This window comes from Streptomyces sp. JK94, from assembly GCF_053613315.1.
In genome coordinates, this window is sequence record NZ_JBSICH010000018.1 from 1 (window position 1) to 22,394 (window position 22,394).

General features: G+C 73.3%; 21 protein-coding genes. 11 read left to right on the forward strand and 10 right to left on the reverse strand.

The window, feature by feature from the left end:
- Positions 1 to 64: 64 nt before the first annotated feature.
- Positions 65 to 301, reverse strand: a complete 237-nt coding sequence (locus ACVV2G_RS18015) for a hypothetical protein (protein ID WP_453843731.1) — start codon at positions 299 to 301, stop codon at positions 65 to 67.
- Positions 302 to 566: 265 nt separating this feature from the next.
- On the opposite strand from ACVV2G_RS18015, the gene ACVV2G_RS18020 reads away from it, so the two are divergent.
- Complete coding sequence (locus ACVV2G_RS18020) at positions 567 to 1,787, forward strand: cytochrome P450 family protein (protein WP_453843732.1); 1,221 nt, start codon at positions 567 to 569, stop codon at positions 1,785 to 1,787.
- Between the two features lie 141 nt (positions 1,788 to 1,928).
- On the opposite strand, the gene ACVV2G_RS18025 is transcribed toward ACVV2G_RS18020, so the two are convergent.
- A complete protein-coding gene (locus ACVV2G_RS18025) occupies positions 1,929 to 3,461 on the reverse strand; it encodes a helix-turn-helix domain-containing protein (protein ID WP_453843733.1) in 1,533 nt (510 codons plus the stop codon).
- Positions 3,462 to 3,629: 168 nt separating this feature from the next.
- Here ACVV2G_RS18025 and ACVV2G_RS18030 point away from each other — a divergent pair, with 168 nt between their 5' ends.
- Together ACVV2G_RS18030 and ACVV2G_RS18035 are read left to right on the forward strand one after the other, a co-directional pair.
- Positions 3,630 to 4,250, forward strand: coding sequence for an L-threonylcarbamoyladenylate synthase (locus tag ACVV2G_RS18030; RefSeq protein ID WP_453843734.1), 621 nt, complete (start codon positions 3,630 to 3,632; stop codon positions 4,248 to 4,250).
- Positions 4,251 to 4,460: 210 nt separating this feature from the next.
- Positions 4,461 to 5,963 (forward strand): metallophosphoesterase family protein, encoded by a 1,503-nt coding sequence (locus tag ACVV2G_RS18035; RefSeq protein WP_453843735.1) that lies wholly within the window; start codon positions 4,461 to 4,463, stop codon positions 5,961 to 5,963.
- A gap of 13 nt (positions 5,964 to 5,976) precedes the next feature.
- On the opposite strand, the gene ACVV2G_RS18040 is transcribed toward ACVV2G_RS18035, so the two are convergent.
- On the reverse strand, positions 5,977 to 6,969 hold the full coding sequence (locus ACVV2G_RS18040; RefSeq protein ID WP_453843736.1) for a TauD/TfdA dioxygenase family protein: 993 nt from the start codon (positions 6,967 to 6,969) through the stop codon (positions 5,977 to 5,979).
- Between the two features lie 180 nt (positions 6,970 to 7,149).
- Here ACVV2G_RS18040 and ACVV2G_RS18045 point away from each other — a divergent pair, with 180 nt between their 5' ends.
- A complete protein-coding gene (locus ACVV2G_RS18045) occupies positions 7,150 to 7,980 on the forward strand; it encodes an aldo/keto reductase (RefSeq protein WP_453843737.1) in 831 nt (276 codons plus the stop codon).
- A 148-nt stretch (positions 7,981 to 8,128) separates the two neighbouring features.
- Here the strand turns inward: ACVV2G_RS18045 and ACVV2G_RS18050 are convergent, their stop codons facing one another.
- From ACVV2G_RS18050 to ACVV2G_RS18060, 3 genes are read right to left on the reverse strand one after another with little or no spacing between them, the layout of a single operon-like run.
- Positions 8,129 to 10,471: a SpoIIE family protein phosphatase gene (locus ACVV2G_RS18050; RefSeq protein WP_453843738.1), complete on the reverse strand. Its 2,343-nt coding sequence runs from the start codon at positions 10,469 to 10,471 to the stop codon at positions 8,129 to 8,131.
- A 54-nt stretch (positions 10,472 to 10,525) separates the two neighbouring features.
- Positions 10,526 to 10,993, reverse strand: coding sequence for a peroxiredoxin (locus tag ACVV2G_RS18055; protein WP_453843739.1), 468 nt, complete (start codon positions 10,991 to 10,993; stop codon positions 10,526 to 10,528).
- Positions 10,990 to 11,370, reverse strand: a complete 381-nt coding sequence (locus ACVV2G_RS18060; RefSeq protein WP_453843740.1) for a DoxX family protein — start codon at positions 11,368 to 11,370, stop codon at positions 10,990 to 10,992. The genes ACVV2G_RS18055 and ACVV2G_RS18060 overlap by 4 nt, the downstream gene beginning before the upstream one ends.
- A gap of 183 nt (positions 11,371 to 11,553) precedes the next feature.
- Between ACVV2G_RS18060 and ACVV2G_RS18065 the strand changes: the two genes are divergently transcribed.
- The 3 genes from ACVV2G_RS18065 (at position 11,554) to hemC (ending at position 14,449) form a co-directional block, all read left to right on the forward strand.
- Positions 11,554 to 12,534, forward strand: a complete 981-nt coding sequence (locus tag ACVV2G_RS18065; RefSeq protein ID WP_453843741.1) for an ATP-dependent DNA ligase — start codon at positions 11,554 to 11,556, stop codon at positions 12,532 to 12,534.
- A 136-nt stretch (positions 12,535 to 12,670) separates the two neighbouring features.
- Positions 12,671 to 13,447 (forward strand): NPP1 family protein, encoded by a 777-nt coding sequence (locus ACVV2G_RS18070; protein WP_453843742.1) that lies wholly within the window; start codon positions 12,671 to 12,673, stop codon positions 13,445 to 13,447.
- A 66-nt stretch (positions 13,448 to 13,513) separates the two neighbouring features.
- Positions 13,514 to 14,449 carry a hydroxymethylbilane synthase gene (hemC, locus tag ACVV2G_RS18075; RefSeq protein WP_453843743.1) on the forward strand — a complete coding sequence of 312 codons (936 nt, stop codon included), beginning with the start codon at positions 13,514 to 13,516 and terminating at the stop codon, positions 14,447 to 14,449.
- 18 nt (positions 14,450 to 14,467) lie between these two features.
- On the opposite strand, the gene ACVV2G_RS18080 is transcribed toward hemC, so the two are convergent.
- Entirely contained in the window at positions 14,468 to 14,992 is a 525-nt protein-coding gene (locus ACVV2G_RS18080) for a hypothetical protein (protein WP_453843744.1), read from the reverse strand.
- Positions 14,993 to 15,289: 297 nt separating this feature from the next.
- On the opposite strand from ACVV2G_RS18080, the gene ACVV2G_RS18085 reads away from it, so the two are divergent.
- The gene (locus ACVV2G_RS18085; protein WP_453843745.1) at positions 15,290 to 16,084 is read left to right on the forward strand and encodes a SigB/SigF/SigG family RNA polymerase sigma factor; all 795 of its coding nucleotides are present in this window, start codon (positions 15,290 to 15,292) and stop codon (positions 16,082 to 16,084) included.
- A 9-nt stretch (positions 16,085 to 16,093) separates the two neighbouring features.
- Here the strand turns inward: ACVV2G_RS18085 and ACVV2G_RS18090 are convergent, their stop codons facing one another.
- Positions 16,094 to 16,414: an ANTAR domain-containing protein gene (locus ACVV2G_RS18090; RefSeq protein WP_453843746.1), complete on the reverse strand. Its 321-nt coding sequence runs from the start codon at positions 16,412 to 16,414 to the stop codon at positions 16,094 to 16,096.
- Positions 16,415 to 16,641: 227 nt separating this feature from the next.
- Between ACVV2G_RS18090 and ACVV2G_RS18095 the strand changes: the two genes are divergently transcribed.
- Entirely contained in the window at positions 16,642 to 17,445 is an 804-nt protein-coding gene (locus ACVV2G_RS18095) for a VOC family protein (protein ID WP_453843747.1), read from the forward strand.
- Positions 17,446 to 17,458: 13 nt separating this feature from the next.
- On the opposite strand, the gene glgX is transcribed toward ACVV2G_RS18095, so the two are convergent.
- Entirely contained in the window at positions 17,459 to 19,606 is a 2,148-nt protein-coding gene (gene glgX, locus ACVV2G_RS18100) for a glycogen debranching protein GlgX (protein WP_453843748.1), read from the reverse strand.
- Positions 19,603 to 20,127, reverse strand: a complete 525-nt coding sequence (locus ACVV2G_RS18105; protein WP_453843749.1) for a pep a2 — start codon at positions 20,125 to 20,127, stop codon at positions 19,603 to 19,605. Before ACVV2G_RS18105 ends, glgX begins: the two co-directional genes overlap by 4 nt.
- A 236-nt stretch (positions 20,128 to 20,363) precedes the next feature.
- Between ACVV2G_RS18105 and ACVV2G_RS18110 the strand changes: the two genes are divergently transcribed.
- Both ACVV2G_RS18110 and ACVV2G_RS18115 read left to right on the forward strand, forming a co-directional pair.
- Positions 20,364 to 20,684 carry a DUF5133 domain-containing protein gene (locus ACVV2G_RS18110; protein ID WP_453843750.1) on the forward strand — a complete coding sequence of 107 codons (321 nt, stop codon included), beginning with the start codon at positions 20,364 to 20,366 and terminating at the stop codon, positions 20,682 to 20,684.
- 52 nt (positions 20,685 to 20,736) lie between these two features.
- Positions 20,737 to 22,394 (forward strand): alpha-1,4-glucan--maltose-1-phosphate maltosyltransferase (locus ACVV2G_RS18115; RefSeq protein ID WP_453843751.1); only part of this gene is annotated, 1,658 nt, incomplete at its 3' end.

A 22,394-nucleotide genomic window follows, 5' to 3' on the forward strand; every position in this document is an offset into this window, starting at 1 on the left:
TTCCTTTCTTTTCTTCCCCCTCCCCCCTTCTGTGGTTCCCCCTCCCCCCCCGGGCCGGGCGGGGTCAGCCGCCGTCCAGCCGGGCGCGCAGCAGTTTCTTGCCCAGTTCGGCGCCCTTGCGGCTGTCCGCCTGTGCCTTGCGGAACAGCTCCGCGACCTCGGTGTCCTTGTTCCGCTCCGCGTCCTGGATGTACGTCTCCAGGCGCAGCGCGTTGCTCAGGCAGGACTCGACGTACCAGATCAGGTTGTAGTCCTTGTCCTGCGTGCCGGTCGCACCGCCGGTCTCCGTACCGCTGGTCATGCGGGCCTCCTCCTCGAGGTGCCGGTTCCGTGGTGCCGGCCGGGTACCCGGGGCGCCGGGGAGCACACGGGCGCTCGCGGAGCCGGGGGCGGCCGGGATGTTCGCGGGCTCACGGGAGTACGCCGTCGAGGGCGTCCGCGTCCACGCGGCCCGGCCCTCGCCGGGAGGGGTGGCGATCGCGCCAACTCCTCGGCTCCGCCCGGTTCATGCGGTCGCGGCGAAGTACAGTCCCCTGGACCGTTCCGCAGTACGGAGGAGGTCCGCCGTGACCGACCGCATCGCCCTCGACCCGCTCGGCGCCGACATCGCCGGGGAGAGCGCCCGGCTGCGCGCCCTCGGACCGATGGTCCCCGTGGAGCTGCCGGGCGGTATACCGGCGTGGGCGCCCACCGGCTACGACACGCTCAGGGAGCTGATCCTCGACCCGCGGGTGAGCAAGGATGCGCGGCTGCACTGGCGGCTGTGGCCCGAGATCGGCGAGCGCCCCTCGTGGGAGTGGATGGTCGGCTGGGTCGGCGTGGTCAACATGCTGTCCGCCTACGGCCCCGACCACACCCGGCTGCGCAGGCTGGTGGCACCGAGTTTCACCCACCGGCGCACCGAGGCGATGCGGCCGAGGGTGGCGGCGATCACCGCGGAGCTGCTCGACGCCCTCGACGCGTCCGGCGGTGACGTCGTCGATCTGCGGGAGCGGTTCGCGCATCCGCTGCCGATGCGGATGATCTGCGAGCTGTTCGGTGTGCCGCAGGACATGTGGGAGGACACCGGGCGGCTCATCGCGGCCAGCATGGACACCTCCGACACGAGTCCGGAGCACGCCGCGTCCGTACAGCGGCAGATCGGCACGGTGCTGCCGGCGCTGATCGCCCACAAGCGCGAGCATCCCGGCGACGACCTGACCACCGAGCTGATCCGGGTCCGCGACGAGGACGGCGACCGGCTCTCCGACGAGGAGCTGCTGGACACGCTGCTGCTGGTCATCGGGGCGGGCTTCGAGACCACCGTGAACCTCATCGGGAACGCGGTCGTCGCCCTGCTGACGCATCCCGGGCAGCTGGCGGCCGTACTCTCCGGCCGGACCGGATGGGACGCGGTCGTCGACGAGACGCTGCGGGTGCACCCGTCGATCGCGTCGCTGCCGCTGCGGTTCGCCGTCACCGACATCGCCGTCGGCGGCGTCGTCGTCCCGGCCGGGGACGCCATCATCACGACGTACGCGGCCGCCGGGCTCGATCCCGCGCGCTACGGGCCGGACGCGGACGCCTTCGACACGGCGCGCGGGGCCGACGACCACCTCGCGTTCGGCATCGGGGTGCACCGGTGCGTCGGCGCGCCGCTGGCCCGCGCCGAGGCCCTGACGGCGCTGCCCGCCCTGTTCCAGAGGTTCCCCGAGCTGCGGCTGGCCGTCGACCCGCGGGAGCTGCGGCAGGTGCCGTCGTTCATCGCCTGCGGCTGGCGGGAGATCCCGGTGCGGCCGGGCGGCTGACCGCGCCGTACCCGGGCGGTGGAGGGCCGTGGGGACGCGACCGGACCCCCGTTCCGGTCGTGCCCCCGCGGCTCGTCGAACCTACGTGGACGACCCGGCCGTTGTGAATCGTGTCGATGCCCGCTGCCGGGCCGGCGGGACTCACCCGTGCACAGGTGAGTCCGGATGACCCGGTTTCGTCCCGTGCAGAGGGGGCTCGTCGAGGTCCCCCGCCGCCAGGTGGGCCAGCACCACCTCGTACAGGTCGCTGCCGGCGGCGAGCAGCTGGCGTTCGAGTACGGGCTCGGCGCTGCGCACGTGCTCGCGCACCGTCTGGGGGTGCATGCCCAGCGCCTGCGCGGCCCGCTCGGCGTTCCCGCCGGCGGCGATCCAGGAACGCAGTGTGCGGCGCAGGTTCCGGGCGTCCGGCTCCAGGCGGCCGAGCAGGCCGCCGGCCCAGTCGCGCAGCGCGGGTCCGGCCAGCAGGTCGGTGAGACGGGCGGGGGCGGGCCGGTCCGGGTGGCCGTCGGGGTGGTGCTGGTCGAGACCGGCCTGGGCGTTCAGGGCGAGGTGGACGGTGGCGCGGGCGGTCAGGCCGGTGAAGTCGGTACGCAGCAGTGCCTCGACCCGGTCCATGCGGGCACGGACGGTGTTGCGGCTGACCCCGAGGATCTTCGCCGAGTTGACGGCGGTGAACTCCAGACCGAGCCGGGTGGTGGCGAGCAGTTCGGCGCGCGTGTGGTGCGGCAGGGCGTCGAGCGGGCGCAGCACGTGGGCCGTCCAGCCGTGCAGCGCCGCCGGATCCATCAGCCGCTCGGGGTGGGTCCGCTCGGCGTACACCGCCGCCTTCTCCGGCCGGAACCGGGCGACGGCGAGGGCGCTCACGGCCTGCCCGTACGCGGTGGCGGTGCGGGCGAGGCTCTGCCGGGCGCTGCCGCCGAGGAAGACGCCGGGCAGACGGCCGACGAGCGAGCGCAGCTGCCGGCCGGCCGCTTCGCGGGGCGAGAGGACGATCACGTGGCCGTCCATGGCCGGGCACCGTACGACCAGCGCCCGCTCCCCCGTCGCCGTCAGGCACTCCTCGGCGAGGCGGTCGCGCTCCTCGGGGCTGCTCTCCACGACGTACACGCACGCCGTGTCGGTGTCGAGGAGACCCGGCCAGAGCCCGGCGGCCACGCGGCGGGCGGAGACGGTGTCCTCCACCATCAGCAGTTGCAGGATGGCCAGGCGCAGGTCGGAGGACGCCCGCCGCAGCCGGTGTCCGGCCGCGGCCGACGCGTGGCCCGCCAGCAGCAGCTCCACCACCTGGGCGGTGTGCGTGACGATGTCGGCGGCCCGCCGGTCGAAAGGCGTGTCGCGCGTGACCGCGAGGACGGCGGCCGGTGCCGGGTGGACCCGTTCGACCCGGACCAGCCGCAGATGGCGGCCCCGGTCCTCCAGGGCGGCGGAGGCTATCCGGCCCGACGTGATGTCGGCGACCAGACCCCCGTCCAGCGGAGTGCGGGTACCGGCCAGCAGGCGGCCGGTGTCGTCCTGCAGCGACACGGCCGCGTGCGCGGCCGAGGCGAGCCAGGTCACGACCCTGCGCACGTCGCGTCCGGCCGGCCGCAGGTGGTCGAGCAACTCCGCCGCCCACTCGTCGTGCCCGCCGGCCGCGGCAGCCCGCTGCCGTGTCCCGTCCTCTCGGCCCGCCACCGGCCTTCTCCTCGCCCTCGGGTCGTTCCCGGCCCAGACCGGGGACGTTACCGCATGGCCGAGCGGGCACGGCGCCCGCGCGGGGAGCGGCCGTGCGGGACCGGACCGGGTCCGCGTCGCCGTCCGGGCCTGTCGTTGCGCACGAGCCGGCGGGCATAAGCTCGGTGAATGGCGAAGTACTTCGACGTGCACCCCGAGAACCCCCAGCCCCGCAGCATCGCCCAGGTCGCCGACAGCGTCCGCTCCGATGCGCTGATCGCGTACCCGACGGACTCCTGTTACGCCCTGGGCTGCCGACTGGGCAGCCGCGACGGCACCGACCGCATCCGGTCGATCCGGCAACTGGACAGCCGGCACCACTTCACCCTGGTGTGCCAGGACTTCGCGCAGCTCGGCCGGTTCGTGCAGATCGACAACGACGTCTTCCGTGCCATCAAGGCCTCGACCCCCGGCAGCTACACCTTCATCCTCCCGGCGACGCGGGAGGTGCCGCGCATGCTCCAGCATCCGAAGAAGAAGACCGTGGGCGTACGCATCCCCGACCACGTCGTCACCCAGTCCCTGCTGGCCGAGCTGGGCGAGCCCCTGCTGTCCAGCACCCTGCTGCTGCCCGGCGAGGAGGAGCCGATGACGCAGGGCTGGGAGATCAAGGACCGGCTCGACCACGTGCTGGACGCGGTGATCGACTCCGGGGACTGCGGCACGGAGCCGACCACGGTCGTCGACTTCTCCGGCGGAGAGGCGGAGATCGTGCGGCGCGGGGCGGGCGACACGACCAGGTTCGAGTAGGGGGCCGCCCGGCACGGCGAGGGGCGCGGCACCGTCCCGGTGACACGCGGGCCGACGCCTCGGCGTACCGCCGGGCGGCACCGGGCGGCGCCGCCCGGCCCGCTGACGCGGACGTTCTGCCCCGTCCTGTCCGAAACGGCGGTACCGGCGCGGGAGTTGGAGGCGGCTTCCCCCATGGGCCGCCGCCGGGGTCGTTGTTACCGTGCCCCGGTGTCCAACTCCTCACGTGATACCCCCGAAGGCGCCGGCTGGGGCTCCACCGAGCACGGCTCCTACCGAGAGCTCATGCCGCAGCGCACCGAGAAGCTGTCCTGGCTGAGTCCCAGAACGCTGTGGGCCGCCCGCAACGGCGTGCTGGCCTCCTGGTTCGGGGACCCGACGGGCCGTACCCGTGCCCGCTGGACGGCGCAGCGGGCGGCGGCCGGAGCACCGGCCGACAAGGTGATCCGGCGTGCGGACCCGGACCGGTTCTCCTTCCTCGTGATCGGGGACCCGGGGGAGGGCGGTGACCCCCAGTACGCCGTCGTCCCGGGTCTGCTGGAGGCCGGTCGGGACACGCGGTTCGCCGTCGTCGCCAGCGATGTGATCTACCCGGTGGGCAGTGCCGACGACTACGGCACCAAGTTCTTCCGCCCGTACCGCGACTATCCGGCGCCGATCTACGCGATACCGGGGAACCACGACTGGTACGAGGATCTCGGCGGCTTCATGCGCGTCTTCTGCGGTGACGCCCCGCCCCTGCCGCCGGAGCCCGCGCCGCGCCCCCTCACCCCGGCCTGGCTGCGGTCCCTGCTCTGGCACCGGCCGCGCCCGGACGACGGCCGGCGGCTGGACGAGGCGCGCCGGATGCGTTCCGCGCCGGCCCAGCAGGCCGTCCAGCCCGGGCCGTACTGGGCGGTCGACGCCGGCCCGGTCCGGATCGTCGGCATCGACACGGGGCTGCTGGGCACGGTGGACGCCGAACAGGGTGCGTGGCTGCGCGAGGTGTCCCGGGCGCCCGGCCCGAAGATCCTCGTCACCGGTTCGCCCCTGTACGTGGACGGCAAGCACCACCCGTGTCCCGTCGAGGGCGGCGGGACGGTCGACGACATCGTGCGCGACCCCGCGCACCACTACGTCGCGGCGATAGGCGGCGACATCCACAACTACCAGCGCTACCCGGTCGACGTGGGCGGCCGCACCGTCCAGTACGTCGTCGCGGGCGGCGGCGGGGCGTTCACGCACGCCACCCACACCATCCCCCGCGTCTCGGTGGCCGGCGTCACCGAGCGGGACTTCCGCTGCTATCCGCTGCGGGGCGACTCCCTCGCGTTCTACAGCCGGCTCTACGGCCGTCGGCTGCGGCTGCGGCGCCTGTTCACCCTCACGGAGGCCGAGGCGACGGCCGTGGTCACCGAGCGCCTCGGCATCCGCCCGGCGCGCGCCCCGCGCACCGCCGTTCCGGTCACCCGGCGGACCCGGCTGGTCGCCGGACTGCTGGGCACCGGACGGCGGCCCGATCGCGAGAAGCGGTTCCGGCTGCCGGTGCGCAGGATCCACACGCAGCTGTTCTCGCCCGGCTCGGCGACGTACAGCCCGCCCTTCTTCAAGTGCTTCCTGCGTCTGGACGTCACCCCGGAAGCGGTCCGGCTGCGCTGTTACGCCGCCACCGGCAACCGGGAGCAGGAGCTGGACCCGCCGGTCGAGGACGAGGTGACGATCCCGCTGGTCTGAGGGGGCGTACGGTTCACCACCTTCCCGGTGCGCTGCCGACGACCGCCGCCGAGCGGGTGCCGTCGACCCCGGCCGGCACGTCGCCGGCGAGCATCACCCGGTGCATGGTCCGCGGGTGGTCCAGGTGGGCGTTGTCGCTCGGGGCGAGGTGGATGGTGGCCCGGTTGTCCCAGAAGGCGACGCTGCCCGGCTCCCAGCGGAAGCGGACCGTGTACTCGGGCCTGGTCGCCTGCTCCAGCAGCAGCTCCAGGATCGCCGTGCTCTCCGGACGGGAGAGCCCGGCGATCTGCTCGACGTAGTAGCCGTTGACGAACAGCAGCCGCTCCCCCGTCTCCGGGTGGACGCGGACCAGCGGGTGCACGGTCGCGGTCTGGTGGTCCAGCAGGTGCCGGACGTAGGCGTCGTCGCCCGGCCGGGGCTGGTAGCCCACACCGAGGCGGTGTTCGGCGCGCAGCCCGTCGACGAAGGCGCGCATCGGGGCGGTCAGCCCGGCGTAGGCGGCGGCGAGGTTCGACCAGGTGGTGTCACCGCCGTACGGCGGGACCGTCTCGGCGCGCAGGATCGTGGCGGCCGGCGGGTCGACGCGCGCTCCGTGGTCGCAGTGCCAGCCGCGCAGCAGCGTGTGGCGCCGACGGCGCAGCCACTCGTCGTGCTTTATGCCGAACCGCCCGCCCAGTTCCAGCCGGTCCGCGGTCGTCTCGATCTCCGGGTGGCCGGCCGGTGACGCCTTGCCGCGCCGGGGCAGCACGATCGGATCGCCGAACAGGCGCGCGAACGCGACGTGTCCGGCGTGGTCGAGGCGCTGGTCGCGGAAGAACACCACCTTCCAGCGCAGCACCGCCGCGCGGACCGCCGCGACCTGCGCCGCGTCGAGTCCGCCGGCCAGGTCGACGCCGTGGATCTCGGCGCCGATGTGTCCGGCGGCCGGTCTCACCTCGATCCCCGCGGCCTCGGCGGCCGTGGCCTCGGCCGCCGTGGGTTCCGCCGTTGTCCTGTCCCTCGTCATGTGCGCTCCGTTTCTCGGTCGTCCGGTCGGTCGTCCGGTCGTCGTTCGTTCCGGCACCGGCACCGATCGTGGCAGAGACGTCACGCCGCCCTCCCGCGCCGTCCGGTTGATCACGGGACGTCCGGTGGGCGACGCTGGACGGGCGGCGCCTGCCGCAGACGGTCGAGGGAAGGTCCTACGGTGATCAGCATTCCGACACACCCGCTCAACGACGGCACCGCGCTCCCCGCCCTGGGGCTGGGCACCTGGCCGATGACGGACGACGAGGCACGGCGGGCGGTCCGCGAGGCCCTGGAGACGGGGTACCGCCTGATCGACACGGCCGCGAACTACCGCAACGAGACCGGCGTCGGCCGCGGCTTGGCCGACAGCGGGGTCCCCCGCGACGAGATCGTGGTGACGACCAAGCTGCCCGGCCGCCACCACGGTTACGAGGAGACGCTCGCCTCCTTCGAGGAGTCCCGGGCCCGGCTGGGCCTGGACTACGTCGACCTGTACCTGATCCACTGGCCGCTGCCGCGCGTGGACAAGTACGCCGACTCCTGGAAGGCCATGCTCAAACTGCGCGAGGACGGCCTGGTGCGCTCGGTCGGGGTCTCCAACTTCACGGCCGCGCACATCGAGCGGCTGGAACGGGAGACCGGCGTCCTGCCCAGCGTCAACCAGGTCGAACTGCACCCCCTCCTCCCGCAGGACGAGCTGCGCGCCTTCCACGAGCGCAAGGGCATCCGCACGGAGAGCTGGAGCCCGCTGGGCCGCGGCAGCGACCTGCTGGACGACCCGGCCCTCGCCGAGGTCGCCGGGGCGCACGGCGTGACGCCCGCCCAGGCGGTCCTGCGCTGGCACACCCAGCTCGGCGCGGTGCCCATCCCGAAGTCCTCCGACCCCGGGCGGCAGCGCGCGAACCTCGACGTGTTCGGCTTCGAACTGGACGCCGGCCAGATGCGGGCGGTCGCGGACCGCGCGCACCGGCGGATCGGCGGTGACCCGGAGGTGCACGAGGAGTACTGAAGCCGAGTACCGAAGTCCTGGCCGGTGCCACCTGCGGGGGCGGCCGGTGGCCTTCGGGGAGTTCCTCGCGTGCGGACCGGCCGCGCGGCCCGCGTCGCCGCCGAGGGCCGTGGGCCCAGGGACGCCGAAGGGGCCCGGGCGGGGCGGATCACTCCTCGGGCAGGGCCTGTTCGGCCCAGATGGTCTTGCCGCCGCCGGTCTGCCGGCAGCCCCAGCGCTGGGTGAGCTGGGCGACCAGGAGCAGGCCCCGGCCGCCCTCGTCGTAGGCGTGGGCGCGGCGCAGGTGCGGTGAGGTGGAGCTGCCGTCGGACACCTCGCAGATCAGGGCGCTGTCGCGGATGAGCCGCAGCTGAATGGGCGGCTCGCCGTACCGGATGGCGTTCGTCACCAGCTCGCTGACGACCAGTTCGGTCACGTACGCCGCCTCGTCCAGGCCCCACCGGGCCAACTGCCCGTTGACGGAACGCCGGACGGCGGCCACGTGCGCGGGGTCCGGGAGGACGTCCCAGGTGCGGGTCTGGTCCGCGCCCAGGGCCCGGGTACGGGCCAGCAGCAGCGCCACGTCGTCACCGGGCTCCTCCGGCATCACGGCCTTGAGGACGATGTCGCACAGCGCGTCGAGCGAGTTCGCGGGCGCGGTCAGCGCACGGCACAGCTCCGCGGTGGCGTGGTCGATGTCGCGGTCGCGGTCCTCCACGAGGCCGTCGGTGTACAGGGCGACGACGGAGCCCTCGGGCAGTTCCAGTTCCGTCGCCTCGAACGGCAGCCCGCCGACCCCGAGTGGCGGCCCCGCACTCATGCGGACCAGCCGCGTGGTGCCGTCGGGGAGGACGAGGGCCGGCGCGGGGTGGCCCGCGGCGGCCAGGGTGAGGCGGCGGGTGACGGGGTCGTACACGGCGTACAGGCAGGTGGCGCCCAGTTCGGCGGCCTCCTGGCCGGCCTCGCCGGCCGCGAGGTGGGTGACGAGGTCGTCGAGGTGGGTGAGGAGTTCGTCGGGAGGCAGGTCGACGTCCGCGAGGGTGCGGACCGCTGTGCAGAGGCGGCCCATGGTCGCCGTGGACGGAATCCCGTGGCCGACGACGTCGCCGACGACCAGGGCGACCCGGCTGCCGGACAGCGGGATCACGTCGAACCAGTCGCCGCCGATGCCGGCCGCCGACACGGAGGGCAGGTACCGGTGGGCCACCTGGACCGCCGCCTGTCCGGGCAGGTCCCTGGGCAGCAGACTGCGCTGGAGGGCCAGGGCGGTGGAACGCTCGCGGGCGAAGCGGCTGGCGTTGTCGACGCAGACGGCGGCCCGGCTGGCGAGTTCCTCGGCGAGGACCACGTCGTCCTCGACGTACGGGGGCTGGTCCCCCGCGCGCACGGCCACCGCGACGCCGAGGGTGGTGCCGCGGGCCCGCAGGGGCACGGCCAGGGTCGAGCGGACGCTGTCGCGGTAGGCGCGGTTGTGCGGTGCCTGCTCGTTGCGGACCCGCATCCACCGGTCGAAGTCCGGGTCGCCCGGGCCGGTGAGCACCGCGCGCCCCTCCCTGAGCGCCCGCGCGGGCGCCGAGTACGGGGGGTGGACGTCGCTCTCGCCCAGGTGCACGGACGCCCGGGGGAAGCCCTCGGTCGTGGCGCTGTGGGCCACGCGGCGCAGCTCGATGTCCTCGGCCGGGACCGTGAACGGTTCCTCCGAGCCGAGGACCCATTCGAGCAGGTCGACGCTGGTGAAGTCCGCGAAGCGGGGCACGAGGAGGTCGATCAGCTCCTCCGCGGTGCGTACGACGTCCAAAGTGGTGCCGATGCCGGCGGCGGCCTCGTTCAGCAGGGCCAGCCGCTGCCGTGCCCGGTGCTGGAGGGTGCTCTCGAAACCCGCCACGGCCACGGCGACCACCTCGTCGGACACGTCGCGGACCGGCCACATCTCGATGGTCCAGGCGTGCTCGCCGAGCCGGGAGGAGGCGGGTGTGAAGGTCTCGTAGTGTGCTGGCCGGCCGGTGTCGACGACCTGCCGCAGGTGGTGCATGAAGCCCGGGCCGTCGGCGTCGATGCGCTCCATGGCGTCCGACGGCCGGCGTCCGATCAGGTTCTCCCCGGGCAGCCCGAGCATCCGGCGTGCCGTGTCGTTGATCCGCAGGTAGCGCTGCCGGGTGTCGTGGACGGACATCGCCAGGGACGCCTGCTGGAACGTCTCCCCGGTCAGGCGCGCCGACGGCCCGTCCGGCGGTTCGACGGTCACCGTGTAGCCGGCCGGTGTGCCGTCCGCCCCCAGCAACGGCCGCCCGCGCAGGGACAGCGTCACGGTGGAGCCGTCCCGGTGCCGCAGGAGGGCCTCGCCGGACAGGGCGGACAGCGCCCCGGGCGTCGGGTCCCGGGCGAGCAGGTCCCGCGCGGACCGGCCGACGGCCTCCTCGGCCGGATAGCCGGTCAGCCGCCGGGCGCCCTCGCTCCACCCCGTCACCGTGCCCTGCACGTCCAAGGTCGCCGCAGCGGAGACATGCTCCATAGCGTCCAGGATTGCCCCGTTGCGGCAGGGTTTCAACCGCGCGGGACCGGAGCCCTATGCGCGATGGGCGCGCAGTGCCGCGAGGGCGCGGTCGGCGTGGGTGCTCATTCTCAGCTCGCTGCGGACCACCTCGAGCAGGGTGCGGTCCTCTCCGATGACGAAGGTGACCCGTTTGGTGGGAGCCAGGGCGAACCCGCGTCCGACCCCGAACAGCTCGCGCACCGCGCCGTCGGCGTCGGACAGCAGCGGCATGCCCAGCGTGTGGCGTCCGGCGAACTCCCGCTGCCGCTCGACGGCGTCCCCGCTGATGCCGACGGGCCGGGCGCCCACCGCGGCGAACTCGGCGGCGAGGTCGCGGAAGTGGCAGGCCTCCGCGGTGCAGCCGGGCGTCAGGGCCGCGGGGTAGAAGAACAGGACGACCGGGCCGTCGGCGAGCAGTCCGGTCAGACGGCGCGGGGTGCCGGTCTCGTCCGGCAGCGCGAAGTCCTCGACCGTGTCGCCGACGGCCGGGGCCCGGCTCACGACCGGCCCTCGCTGCCCCGGGCGACGCCGCGGGCCCACAGCACGAGCGGCACCTGCACCGGCAGCCGGCCGTAGGCGGCGGCCCTCTGCGGCGCGGGACGGTGCCGCCAGTCCACGGCCATCTTGACGTTGGCGGGGAACACCCCGACGAAGAAGGCACCCGCGGCCAGTGCGGCCGCCCTGCGGGTGCGTGGCAGTGCGATGCCCGCGGCGAGCGCCAGTTCGGCGGCGCCGCTGGCGTACGTCCACGCCCGGGGCGCGCCCGGCAGGCCGCGCGGCACGATCGCGTCGAAGGTGCGCGGGCGGGCGAAGTGGGCGACGCCCGCGGTGGCCAGCAGGCCGGCGAGCAGCAGGGGTGAGCGTTCGGACCGGGACACGGTTCCTCCTCCGGGGGCCTGCCGCGCGATATTACTCGACGGTAGGGGCCGGGGGCACCCGTTCGGACGCGGTGGCTGCGGGCTGCGCCGACGGCGCCGGCCCGGGTCCGGGGACCGGCGCCGTTCAGGCGAACCTCGTGGACAACGGGCGTGAGGGCGCGCGGGCGCGTCGAGGACTCACCCGTGCAGCTGCCGCTGATCGCTCCCATGCTCGCCACGCCCGGCGTCCTGCCGTCCGCCGCGCAGGACGCGCGCTGGGCGTACGAGACCAAGCAGGACGGCCAGCGCGTCATGGTCCACCTGCCCGGCGACGGCGGCGTGCTGCTGCGCGCCCGCTCCGGCCAGGACATCACGGCCGCCTACCCCGAACTGGCACCGCTCGGCACCGTCCTCGGCAGTACTCCCGCCGTACTGGACGGGGAGATCCTGGCCCTGGACGAACGGGGCCGCGCCGACTTCCAGTTGCTGCAGTCCCGGATGGGCCTGGCGCACGCCCCGGGCCGGGCGGCGCACCGGGCGGCGACGGTCCCCGTCCACCTGGTGCTCTTCGACGCCCTGCACCTCGGACGCCACTCCCTCCTGCGCCTGCCCTACACCGGCCGCCGCGCCCGGCTGACGGACCTCGGCCTCGACGGCCCGTCCTGGTCGACGCCGGGAGCCCTCGTCGGCCACGGCGAACAGGCCCTGCGGGCCACCCGCGAACACGGGCTGGAGGGCCTGGTGTGCAAGCGGCTGGACTCGCCGTACGAGCCCGGCGTCCGTTCCCGCGCCTGGATCAAGATCCGCAACATGCGCAGCGAGGATGTCGTGGTGGGCGGGTGGCTGCCCGGCAGGGGGCGGCTCACGGGCCTGCCCGGCGCCGTCCTGGTCGGCCAGCGCGCCGCGGGCCGGTTGCGCTACGTCGGCGGGGTCGGCACCGGCTGGAGCGCGGCCGAGCGCACGGAACTGGCGGCGCTGCTGCGGGCCGCCGCGACGGACGTGTGCCCCTTCGATCCCGTTCCGCCGGTGCGGGGAGCCCGCTGGGCGGTCCCCCTGCTGGTCGGGGAGGTCCGCTACAGCACCCGCACCCGCCAGGGCATGCTGCGCCAGCCGTCGTGGCTGAGGCTCCGCCCGGATCTCGCGCCCGAGGAGTCGGCCGCCGACCTCCCGGACGACCTGGTGTGACGCGGGGTCAAGTGTTGGGTTCGCCTTCACCGCCGGGACGCCCGTGACCCCTTGGCACGCGAGTGGAAAGACGGGACGCTGAACTCCCCATCCCCCCACAGCCGTTGGGCTGCGCTCGGACCAAGAGGAGGACGCGGTGTCCACGCGTACACCCCACGCCCGCCGCAAGAGATGGCTCGCCGCACCGCTCGGTGCCCTGGCCCTCGTCGTCGCCTTCCCCGCCACCGCCTTCGCCGCCCCGCCCCCGGGGCTGCCCGGCAACGCCGACAGCCTGGAGCGGGCGTACCAGCCCGCCTACGACTACGACACCGACGGCTGCTACCCCACCCCGGCCATCGCCGCCGACGGGACGGTCAACGGCGGACTCAAGCCGAGCGGCGCCCTGAACGGCGACTGCCGCGACGCCTCCGACCTGGACAACACCAACGGCTACGCACGCGCCAAGTGCGACGGCGGCTGGTGCGCCTACCTGTACGGCCTCTACTTCGAGAAGGACCAGGCGCTGCCCGGCAGCGGTCTCGGCGGCCACCGGCACGACTGGGAGCACGTCGTGGTGTGGGTGCGGGACGGCAGCGTCGAGTACGTCTCGACCTCCAACCACGGCTCGTTCAGCGTGCACGCGAGGTCGGCGATCCGCTTCGACGGCACCCACGCGAAGATCGTCTACCACAAGGACGGCATCGGCACCCACTGCTTCCGGCCGGCGACCTCGGGCGACGAGCCGCCGGAGAACCACCGGGGAAGCTGGCAGTACCCGACACTGGTCGGCTGGAACGGCTATCCGGCCGGCGTGCGCGAGAAGTTGAGCGCCCACGACTTCGGCAGCGCCCACTTCGGCCTCAAGGACGGCAGTTTCGCCTCCCATCTGGCCGCCGCCAAACCCTCCGGCATCCCCTTCGACCCGTACGCCTGAGGCGGCGACGGGCCAGTCGGGCGAACCACGCGGCCCGCGCGCCCCGAGGAGCACTATCGTGTCCGCATGTCCGTCCCCGAACTGATCCGCATCGTCTCCCGCGACTCCCCCATGGCCCTGGCGCAGGTCGAGCGCGTCCGGGCCGGGCTGGCGGCCCTCCACCCCGGCGTGCGCACCGAGGTCGTGCCGGTGAAGACCACCGGCGACAAGTGGCTCGGCGACCTGTCGCAGGTGGAGGGCAAGGGCGCGTTCACCAAGGAGGTCGACGCCGCGCTGCTGTCGGGTGAGGCCGACCTCGCGGTGCACTGCGTCAAGGACGTGCCCGCCGACCGGCCGCTTCCGGCGGGCACGGTCTTCGCCGCGTTTCTGGAGCGGGACGACGTCCGGGACGCCCTGATCCATCCGGACGGGCTCACGCTGGACGAGCTTCCGGCCGGCACCCGCGTGGGCACGTCCTCGGTGCGCCGCGTCGCCCAGCTGGCCTCGACCCACCCGCACCTGCGGTGCGTGCCGTTCCGGGGCAACGCCAACCGCCGCCTCGCCAAGCTGGCCGCCGGCGAGGCGGACGCCCTGCTGCTCGCGGTGGCCGGCCTGGAGCGCATCGGCCGCCGCGACGTGATCAGCGAGGTCCTCTCGCCGGAGACGATGATGCCGCCGATCGGCGCGGGCATCCTCGCCCTGCAGTGCCGTGAGGGCGACACCGCCCTCATCGGCGCGGTGAGCGGTCTCGGCCATCCCGGGACCCATCGGGAGGCGGCGGCGGAGCGCATGTTCCTGCACGTCCTGCAGGGACACTGCAACAGCCCGATCGCCGGGTACGCCCGCGTGGACCGCGGCGGCGAACTCTCGCTGCGGGCCTGCGTCTTCACCCCGGACGGCAAGACCCGGCTGAACGCCCACGAATGGGCCGGCCGGCTCGACCCGGCGACCCTCGGCACCTCGGTCGCCGTGGCCCTGCTGCGTCAGGGCGCCCGGGAGATCATCGACGGCATCCCGCACTGAGGTGCCGTCTGCCGGGGATCAGACGGTGCCCTCCTCCGCCTGTTCCCGCAGGAAGGCGCTCACCTGGCACACCAGCCCGTCGTCCCGCGCGGAGCCGGCCGGGGGCTCGGCGCCCCCGTCGGGCAGCCCGAGGCCGCCGGTCCACACCCGGCGGTCGGCCCACTCCTCGTCCACCCGGACCTGGACCTGGACGTCCACCTGGGAAAGGCTCGCCTCCGGGCCCGCCGCGTAGAGCACGGCGGTGGCCCGGCGCAGCGGGTAGACGTCGAAGCCCTCGATGAACTGGCAGTTGCGCCAGTCGAGGAAGGCGCTCTCCCCGTCGGGGCCGGTCCGCACGTCGACCTGGCCGTCCTCCAGGTGGACGCCGAGGTGCCGCGGTCCCCGGTTCTCCACGGTCACCCGGACCCGGAAGTACGTCAGCCCCTCGGCGGCGTCGTCCCGCCCACGCGGCGGTTCGGCCGGCTCAAGACGGTGCACGCGGACCCGCAGGCCCTCGTGCTCGTCGTACTCCTGCCAGTCCCCGACCACGTTCGGCTCGTACACGGTGCCCCTCTCGACCTCTCGACGCTGCTTCCTATCTGTGCGCTCAGTGCACTGTCAAATGAGGGAATGCGCTGTGGCCAGGGACTTCGCCCCTTCCGCCCGGCGATCAAGCGGTGCGCTGGAACGATCCGCGGGCGCCCGCGCCGGACGACCACCGGGAGCGTGCCGCACATCACGTCCGGCGGCGCCGGCGGTCCCGTCACCGGTCCGCCACCGTTCGGGTGGCAGGCCGGGACGTTCGCGCTCAGTATCCATATATATGAGGATGTGCCAGCGCCCCTGCTGAGGGAGGTGCGCATGACGCGTATCGCCGGCCGAACCAAGCCACACCCCCACGACGACGCCCCCGACACGGCCGCGGCGTTCGAGCGGCTCGCCGGGCTGCCCGAGGGCCCGGAGCGCAAGGCGCTGCGGGACGAGCTGATCCGGGCCTGGCTGCCGATGGCCGAGCGGATCGCGGTCCGTTTCCGGGGCCGCGGCGAGAACCTGGAGGACCTCTACCAGGTGGCGGCCCTCGGCCTGGTCAAGGCGGTCGACCACTACGACCCGGAGCGCGGCCACGCCTTCGAGGCGTACGCCGTGCCCACCGTGACGGGCGAGGTCAAACGGCACTTCCGCGACCACATGTGGACCCTGCACGTGCCGCGCCGCATCCAGGACCTGCGCAACCGGGTCCGCAAATCCGCGAAGGAACTGGCGCAGACCACACCGGGGCGCGCGCCCACGGTCGAGGAGATCGCCGACCACGCGCATCTGACCACGGTCGAGGTGCGCACCGGCATGGAGGCCCTGGAGTGCTTCTCCGCCCTCTCGCTGGAGGCGGAGATGCCCGGCACCGACGGATACGCCCTCGGGGACGCGCTCGGCGGCCCGGACCCCGCGTTCGACGCGGTCGTGGACCGGGTGGCCGTCCGGCCCTGCCTGGAGGCGCTGCCCGAGCGCGAGCGCACCATCCTGTACCTGAGGTTCTTCGCGGGGATGACGCAGAGCCGTATCGCGCAGCAGCTGGGCATCTCGCAGATGCACGTCTCCCGCCTGCTCAGCGGCTGTTTCGACCGGATCCGCGACGAGATCCTCGCGGAGGCCCGCTGAGGGCGCGGCTCAGCCCCGGGGCGGGGCGCCGGGGATCTGCGCCGGGCCGTGCCGGTCCACGGACTCCTCCAGGGCGGTCCGGATCCGTGACGGCATCACTCCGGTGCGCCCCCAGATGAGGATCATTTCCGCCACATTGCGCAGTTTGATGTTCGTATGCTGGGAGACCTCCTTCAAGACGATCCATCCCTGATCCGGTGCCATCCGGCCGAGGACGACGATCATCCCGATCGCCTGGTCGACGACGGCGTGCGAGACGACCGCCTCCTTCAGCTGCCGGACCTGCTCCTGCAGCTGGACGACCTGGTCCGAGCCCGATTCCGTGGGCATGGTCACCTCCGGATCCTGCGGGGCATCGCCGCCCGCGCCGCGCGGTACGGCTCCGACGCCCCCATCGTGGTCACCGGCGGCCCGCCCCGCCACCGGGCCGCCCGGGGCGCGTCCGGCACCGTTTCGGCGCCACGGCCGGGGTACTCGGCAGGCGCCCGCCGCACTCCCGGCCGGACACTGGTGTGGAGCCGGTGACTGCCGGTGGACGAGATCAGGACGCGACTGCCATGAACCACGACATGCCCCTTTCCACCGGCGGGGAGAGCCTGCTGTCCGCGCACTCCGTGTACGGGGCCCCCTGCTGGGTGAGCCTGACCAGCCGTGATCTGAAGGCCACCGAGGAGTTCTACTCCGCCGTGCTGGGCTGGCAGTGGCGGCCGGCCCGGCTGGGCGAGCCGTTCCGTATCGCACTGGCCGACGGGGCGCCGGTCGCCGGCATCGCCGCGGTGGCCGCGATGTGGCAGACGGCGGTGGCGTGGACGCCGTACTTCGCCGTGCGCAGCGCGGACGACGCCGTGTCGCGGGCGCAGGAGCGCGGCGGCACGACAGCGGTCGGGCCCATCTCCCTGCCGCCCGGACGGGCGGCCCTGCTGGCCGACCGGGACGGCGCGACCTTCGGGATCTGGGAGGGCGAGCTGTTCTCGGACTGGGAGACCTGGCGCGCCTCGCGCCCGGCCTTCATCCGGCTGCACACCCGCGACGCCTTCGACGCCGCCATCTTCTACGGCGAGGTCTTCGACTGGGCGGGACGCGAGGGCTGCTGCGAGGTCCAGTACGAGGGCGACGAGGTGGTCCTGCGCAATCAGGGCGACGTGGTGGCGCGCATCGAGTCGGGCGCCCTGGGAGCGGCGCCCGACCCGGCCATCCGGCCGCACTGGCAGGTCCACTTCGCGGTCGGGGACGTCGCGGCCTGCGCCCGCGCCGCGGAGCTGCACGGCGGCAGCGTGCTGCGTCTCGGCACCGACGAAGCCGTGCTCCGCGACGTCGACGGCGCGCGGTTCACCGTGACCACCCGCGGTCTCGACAGCTGACCTCACGGGCTGCTCACCGGCCGGTGCGGGACGGCCGGGAGAGCAGCACCAGGCTGCGCTGCTCGACGGTCACCACGGTGCCCGCCTTGTGCTCCGCCTCGTCGGGCGTGCCCTCGGGATCGGCGGTGTCGATCAGGGTCGCCCAGCGCTCACCGTGGGTGACGTCGGGCAGCCGGAAGTCGGTCGGCTCCCAGTGGCTGTTGAGCAGCAGCAGGAAGGAGTCGTCCCTGACGGGCCGGCCGCACGGGTCCGGTTCGGCGATGGCGTCGCCGTTCAGGAAGACGCCGACGGCGTGCGCGTCGGAGCGCTGCCAGTCGTCGTCGGTCATCTCCCGCGCGTCCGGCAGCAGCCACACCAGGTCGGGCAGCGGCTGGTCCGCGTGGGTGACCGTCTCGCCGCGGAAGTAGCGGCGCCGGCGCAGCACGGGGTGGTCGGCACGCAGCGCGATGAGGCGGCGGACGAAGTCCAGCAGGGCGCGCTGCTCACCGTCGAGCCGCCAGTCGATCCAGGAGATCTCGTTGTCCTGGCAGTAGGCGTTGTTGTTGCCGCGCTGGGTGCGGCCCAGTTCGTCGCCGTGGCAGAGCATCGGGATGCCCTGCGAGAGCAGGAGCGTGGCCAGGAAGTTGCGCTGCTGGCGGCCGCGCAGCTCCCGCACGGCCGGGTCCTTCGTCCCGCCCTCGGCGCCGCAGTTCCAGGACCGGTTGTGACTCTCGCCGTCCCGGTTGTCCTCGCCGTTGGCCTCGTTGTGCTTGTCGTTGTACGAGACGAGGTCGCGCAGGGTGAACCCGTCGTGCGCGGTGACGAAGTTGACGCTGGCCCGGGGACGGCGGCGGCTGTGCTGGTACAGGTCGGAGGAGCCGGTCAGCCGGGAGGCGAACTCGCCGAGCGTGTGCTCCTCGCCGCGCCAGAAGTCCCGCACCGCGTCCCGGTACATGCCGTTCCACTCCGACCACAGCTGCGGGAAGTTGCCCACCTGGTAGCCGCCCTCGCCGACGTCCCACGGCTCGGCGATCAGCTTCACCCGGCTGATCACCGGGTCCTGCTGGATGAGGTCGAAGAACGCCGACAGCCGGTCCACCTCGTGGAACTGCCGGGCCAGGGTGGCCGCGAGGTCGAAGCGGAAGCCGTCGACGTGCATCTCGGTGACCCAGTACCGCAGCGAGTCCATGATCAGCTGGAGTACGTACGGGTGCCGCATCAGCAGGCTGTTGCCGGTGCCCGTGGTGTCGTAGTAGTGCTGCCAGTCGCCGTCCACCAGGCGGTAGTAGGAGGCGTTGTCGATGCCGCGGAAGGAGAGGGTGGGGCCCCTTTCGTTGCCCTCGGCGGTGTGGTTGTAGACCACGTCGAGGATGACTTCCAGGCCGGCCTCGTGCAGCGTCTTGACCATCGACTTGAACTCGGTGACCTGCTGCCCGCGGGTGCCGAGGGCGGCGTAGCCGTTGTGCGGCGCGAAGAAGCCGATGGTGTTGTAGCCCCAGTAGTTGGACAGGCCCCGGTCCTGGAGTACGCCGTCGTGCACGAACTGGTGCACCGGCATCAGCTCCACGGCGGTCACGCCCAGGGACGTCAGGTGGCCGACGACCGCCGGGTGCGCCAGCCCGGCGTAGGTGCCGCGCAGCTCCTCGGGGACGTCGGGGTGGGTGCGGCTGAGCCCGCGGACGTGGGCCTCGTAGATCACGCTCTCCGAGTACGCGCGGCGCGGCGGGCGGTCGTCGCCCCAGTCGAAGAAGGGGTCGGTGACCACGCCGAGCATGGTGTGCCCGGCGCTGTCGCCCGGGTCGGCCCGGCCCCTGGCCCGCTCGAAGAGGGACGCGTCGTTGTCCACCATCCCGTCCACGGCCCGGGTGTAGGGGTCGAGGAGCAGCTTCGCCGGGTTGCAGCGGTGGCCCACGGACGGGGCCCACGGACCGTGGACCCGGTAGCCGTAGCGCTGGCCGGGGCCGACGCCGGGCAGGTAGCAGTGCCAGACGAAGCCGTCGACCTCGGGCATGGTGACGGTGCTGTGGTGGCCGTCGTCGTCGACGAGGACCAGGTCGACGCGTTCGGCGACCTCGCTGAACAGCGCGAAGTTGGTGCCCTGTCCGTCGTACGAGGCTCCCAGGGGGTAGGGGTGCCCGCTCCACACGGGCGCCCCCTTCCAGTTCGGCCTGGCGCGGGTCACCGGGCCTCCTCCAGAACGCCGTTCGTCGTGCTGGCCCGTTCGGCCGGCCGGGCCAGTCTGGCCACCGGCATGATCTCTCGCGGCACTTCCAGCCCCTCCTGGGTGATCGGTTCCGGCGCCGTCGCGACCAGCGGGACCCGTTCGCCGGCCCGGGCCCGCTGCGAGAACCAGATGACCTTGGCGCCGGTGTCGGCGGCGCAGCAGCCCCAGCCGTCGCTGGTCGCGGCGAGGTGCTGCAGGCAGGTGCGCAGGTCCTGGTCGGGACGGAGCGCGTGGTCATTGCCCCCTACGGCCGTGATGAGGTGCTGGTGGTTCCACCACATCTCGATCGACGTGTTCTTGTCGCTCGCGTGCTCGTCGATCGCCCGCAGCAGCATCTCGGTGCCTGAGCAGACGGGTTCGACGAGGTTCTCCAGGTTCCAGAACCGGAGGTGAGCGGCCAGGATGCGCCTGACCTGTCCGACCCGTTCCGGGCTCACTTCCACGTCGAGGTGGTAGTAGCAGGGCACTGCGGTCTTCATCGTCGTGGCTCCTCACCGCGAAAGCTCCCGCTCCTCCTCGCCCCTTGGGGGACGAGCTCCCCGAACACGAAGCGTGAGCGCTGATCGCTTCTGAGTCACTCCAGAGTGGGATCGGTGGTCCATTCGTGCAACAGGAGAGAGAAGTTGAAGATCCAACAAGACGGCGAGTCACCGTGCGTGCACCATGTGTGAAGAAATCGCTCGTCCGTACCGGACCGTCCGGAAGGTGACCGGCCATGCTGCTTCCTGCGAAGACAGAAGTCGCCCGGCAGCTGCGGCGTTACCGCGCCTGGGAACGCTCGATGCTCGCGTCCCCCGCGGACGTGCGGGTCCGGGCCACTTTCGAGGACTCCGGATACACCCTCTGCGTGCTGATGGGGAAGCGCTGCGCACGTGAGGCCGCGGACGCCGCCGAGCGGTATCTGCGCACCAGCCTCGTCACCTACCTGCAGGAACAGAACGAGCGGCCGCGGGCCGCCCGGGCGGTCCGCCGAAGCCCTTCGGTGGCGGACCGCCTCTCCCCGTCGGAGCGGAAGACCCCCTCCGGCGCGGCTTGACCCAACCGGCCGGGCAGGCGCCCGGCCCCGAGCACGGCGGAGGTGAGAACGGATGAGCACGACCGTGGGAATCGGGCGTATCCCGGTTCGGGACGTCCACCCGGTGGTGGAGTACGGCAGGCGCCCGGCGAAGGCGGTGGCGGGAGAGACGTTCGAGGTCACCGCCTCCGTGTTCCGCGAGGGACACGACGCGGTGGCCGCCAACGTCGTCCTGAAGGACCCCGAGGGCCGGCCCGGTCCCTGGACCCCGATGCGCGAGCTGGCCCCGGGCAGCGACCGCTGGGGGGCCGAGGTCACCCCGGACGCCCCGGGCCACTGGACCTACCGGGTGGAGGCCTGGAGCGATCCGGTCACCACCTGGAAGCACCACGCGCGCATCAAGGTGCCGGCCGGCATCGACACCGGCCTCGTCCTGGAGGAGGGCGCCGAGCTGTACCGGCGGGCCGCCGCGGGGGTTCCGAGGGGCGCCGGGCGCGACGCGGTGCTGGCCGCCGCCGCGGCCCTGCACGACGACACGCTGCCCGTGGCCACCCGGCTGGCGGCGGCGTTGACGCCGCAGGTGGACGCGGTGCTGGCCCGGTATCCGCTGCGGGAGCTGGTCACCACCTCCGACCCGCTGCCCCTGCTCGTGGAACGCGAACGCGCCCTGTACGGCGCCTGGTACGAGTTCTTCCCCCGCTCCGAGGGCACCCCCGAACAGCCCCACGGCACCTTCCGCACCGCCGCCCGCCGCCTCCCCGCGATCGCCGCGATGGGCTTCGACGTCGTCTACCTGCCCCCCGTCCACCCCATCGGCACCACCCACCGCAAGGGCCGCAACAACACCCTCTCCGCCACCCCCGACGACGTCGGCGTCCCCTGGGCCATCGGCTCCCCCGAAGGCGGCCACGACGCCGTCCACCCCGCCCTCGGCACGATCGACGACTTCGACCACTTCGTCACCCGGGCCCGGCAGCTCGGCCTGGAGACCGCCCTCGACTTCGCCCTCCAGTGCTCCCCCGACCACCCCTGGGTCCACAAACACCCCGAGTGGTTCCACCACCGCCCCGACGGCACCATCGCCCACGCCGAGAACCCGCCCAAGAAGTACCAGGACATCTACCCCATCGCCTTCGACGCCGACCTGGAGGGACTGGTCGCCGAGACGGTCCGCGTCCTGCGGTTCTGGATGGACCACGGAGTACGCATCTTCCGCGTCGACAACCCCCACACCAAACCGGTCGTCTTCTGGGAACGGGTCATCGGCGAGATCAACACCGCCGACCCCGACGTGATCTTCCTGGCGGAGGCCTTCACCCGCCCCGCGATGATGCACACCCTGGCCCAGATCGGCTTCCAGCAGTCCTACACCTACTTCACCTGGCGCACCACCAAACAGGAACTGACGGAGTACCTCACCGAACTGACGGGGCAGGCCGCCTCCTACATGCGGCCCAACTTCTTCGCCAACACCCCCGACATCCTGCACGCCTACCTCCAGCACGGCGCCCGCCCCGCCTTCGAGGTCCGCGCCGTCCTGGCCGCCACCCTCTCCCCCACCTGGGGCATCTACAGCGGCTACGAACTCTGCGAGAACACCCCCCTGCGCGAGGGCGGCGAGGAATACCTCGACAGCGAGAAATACCAGCTCAAACCCCGCGACTGGGCCACCGCCGAACGCGAGGGCCGCACCATCGCCCCCCTCATCACCAAGCTCAACACCATCCGGCG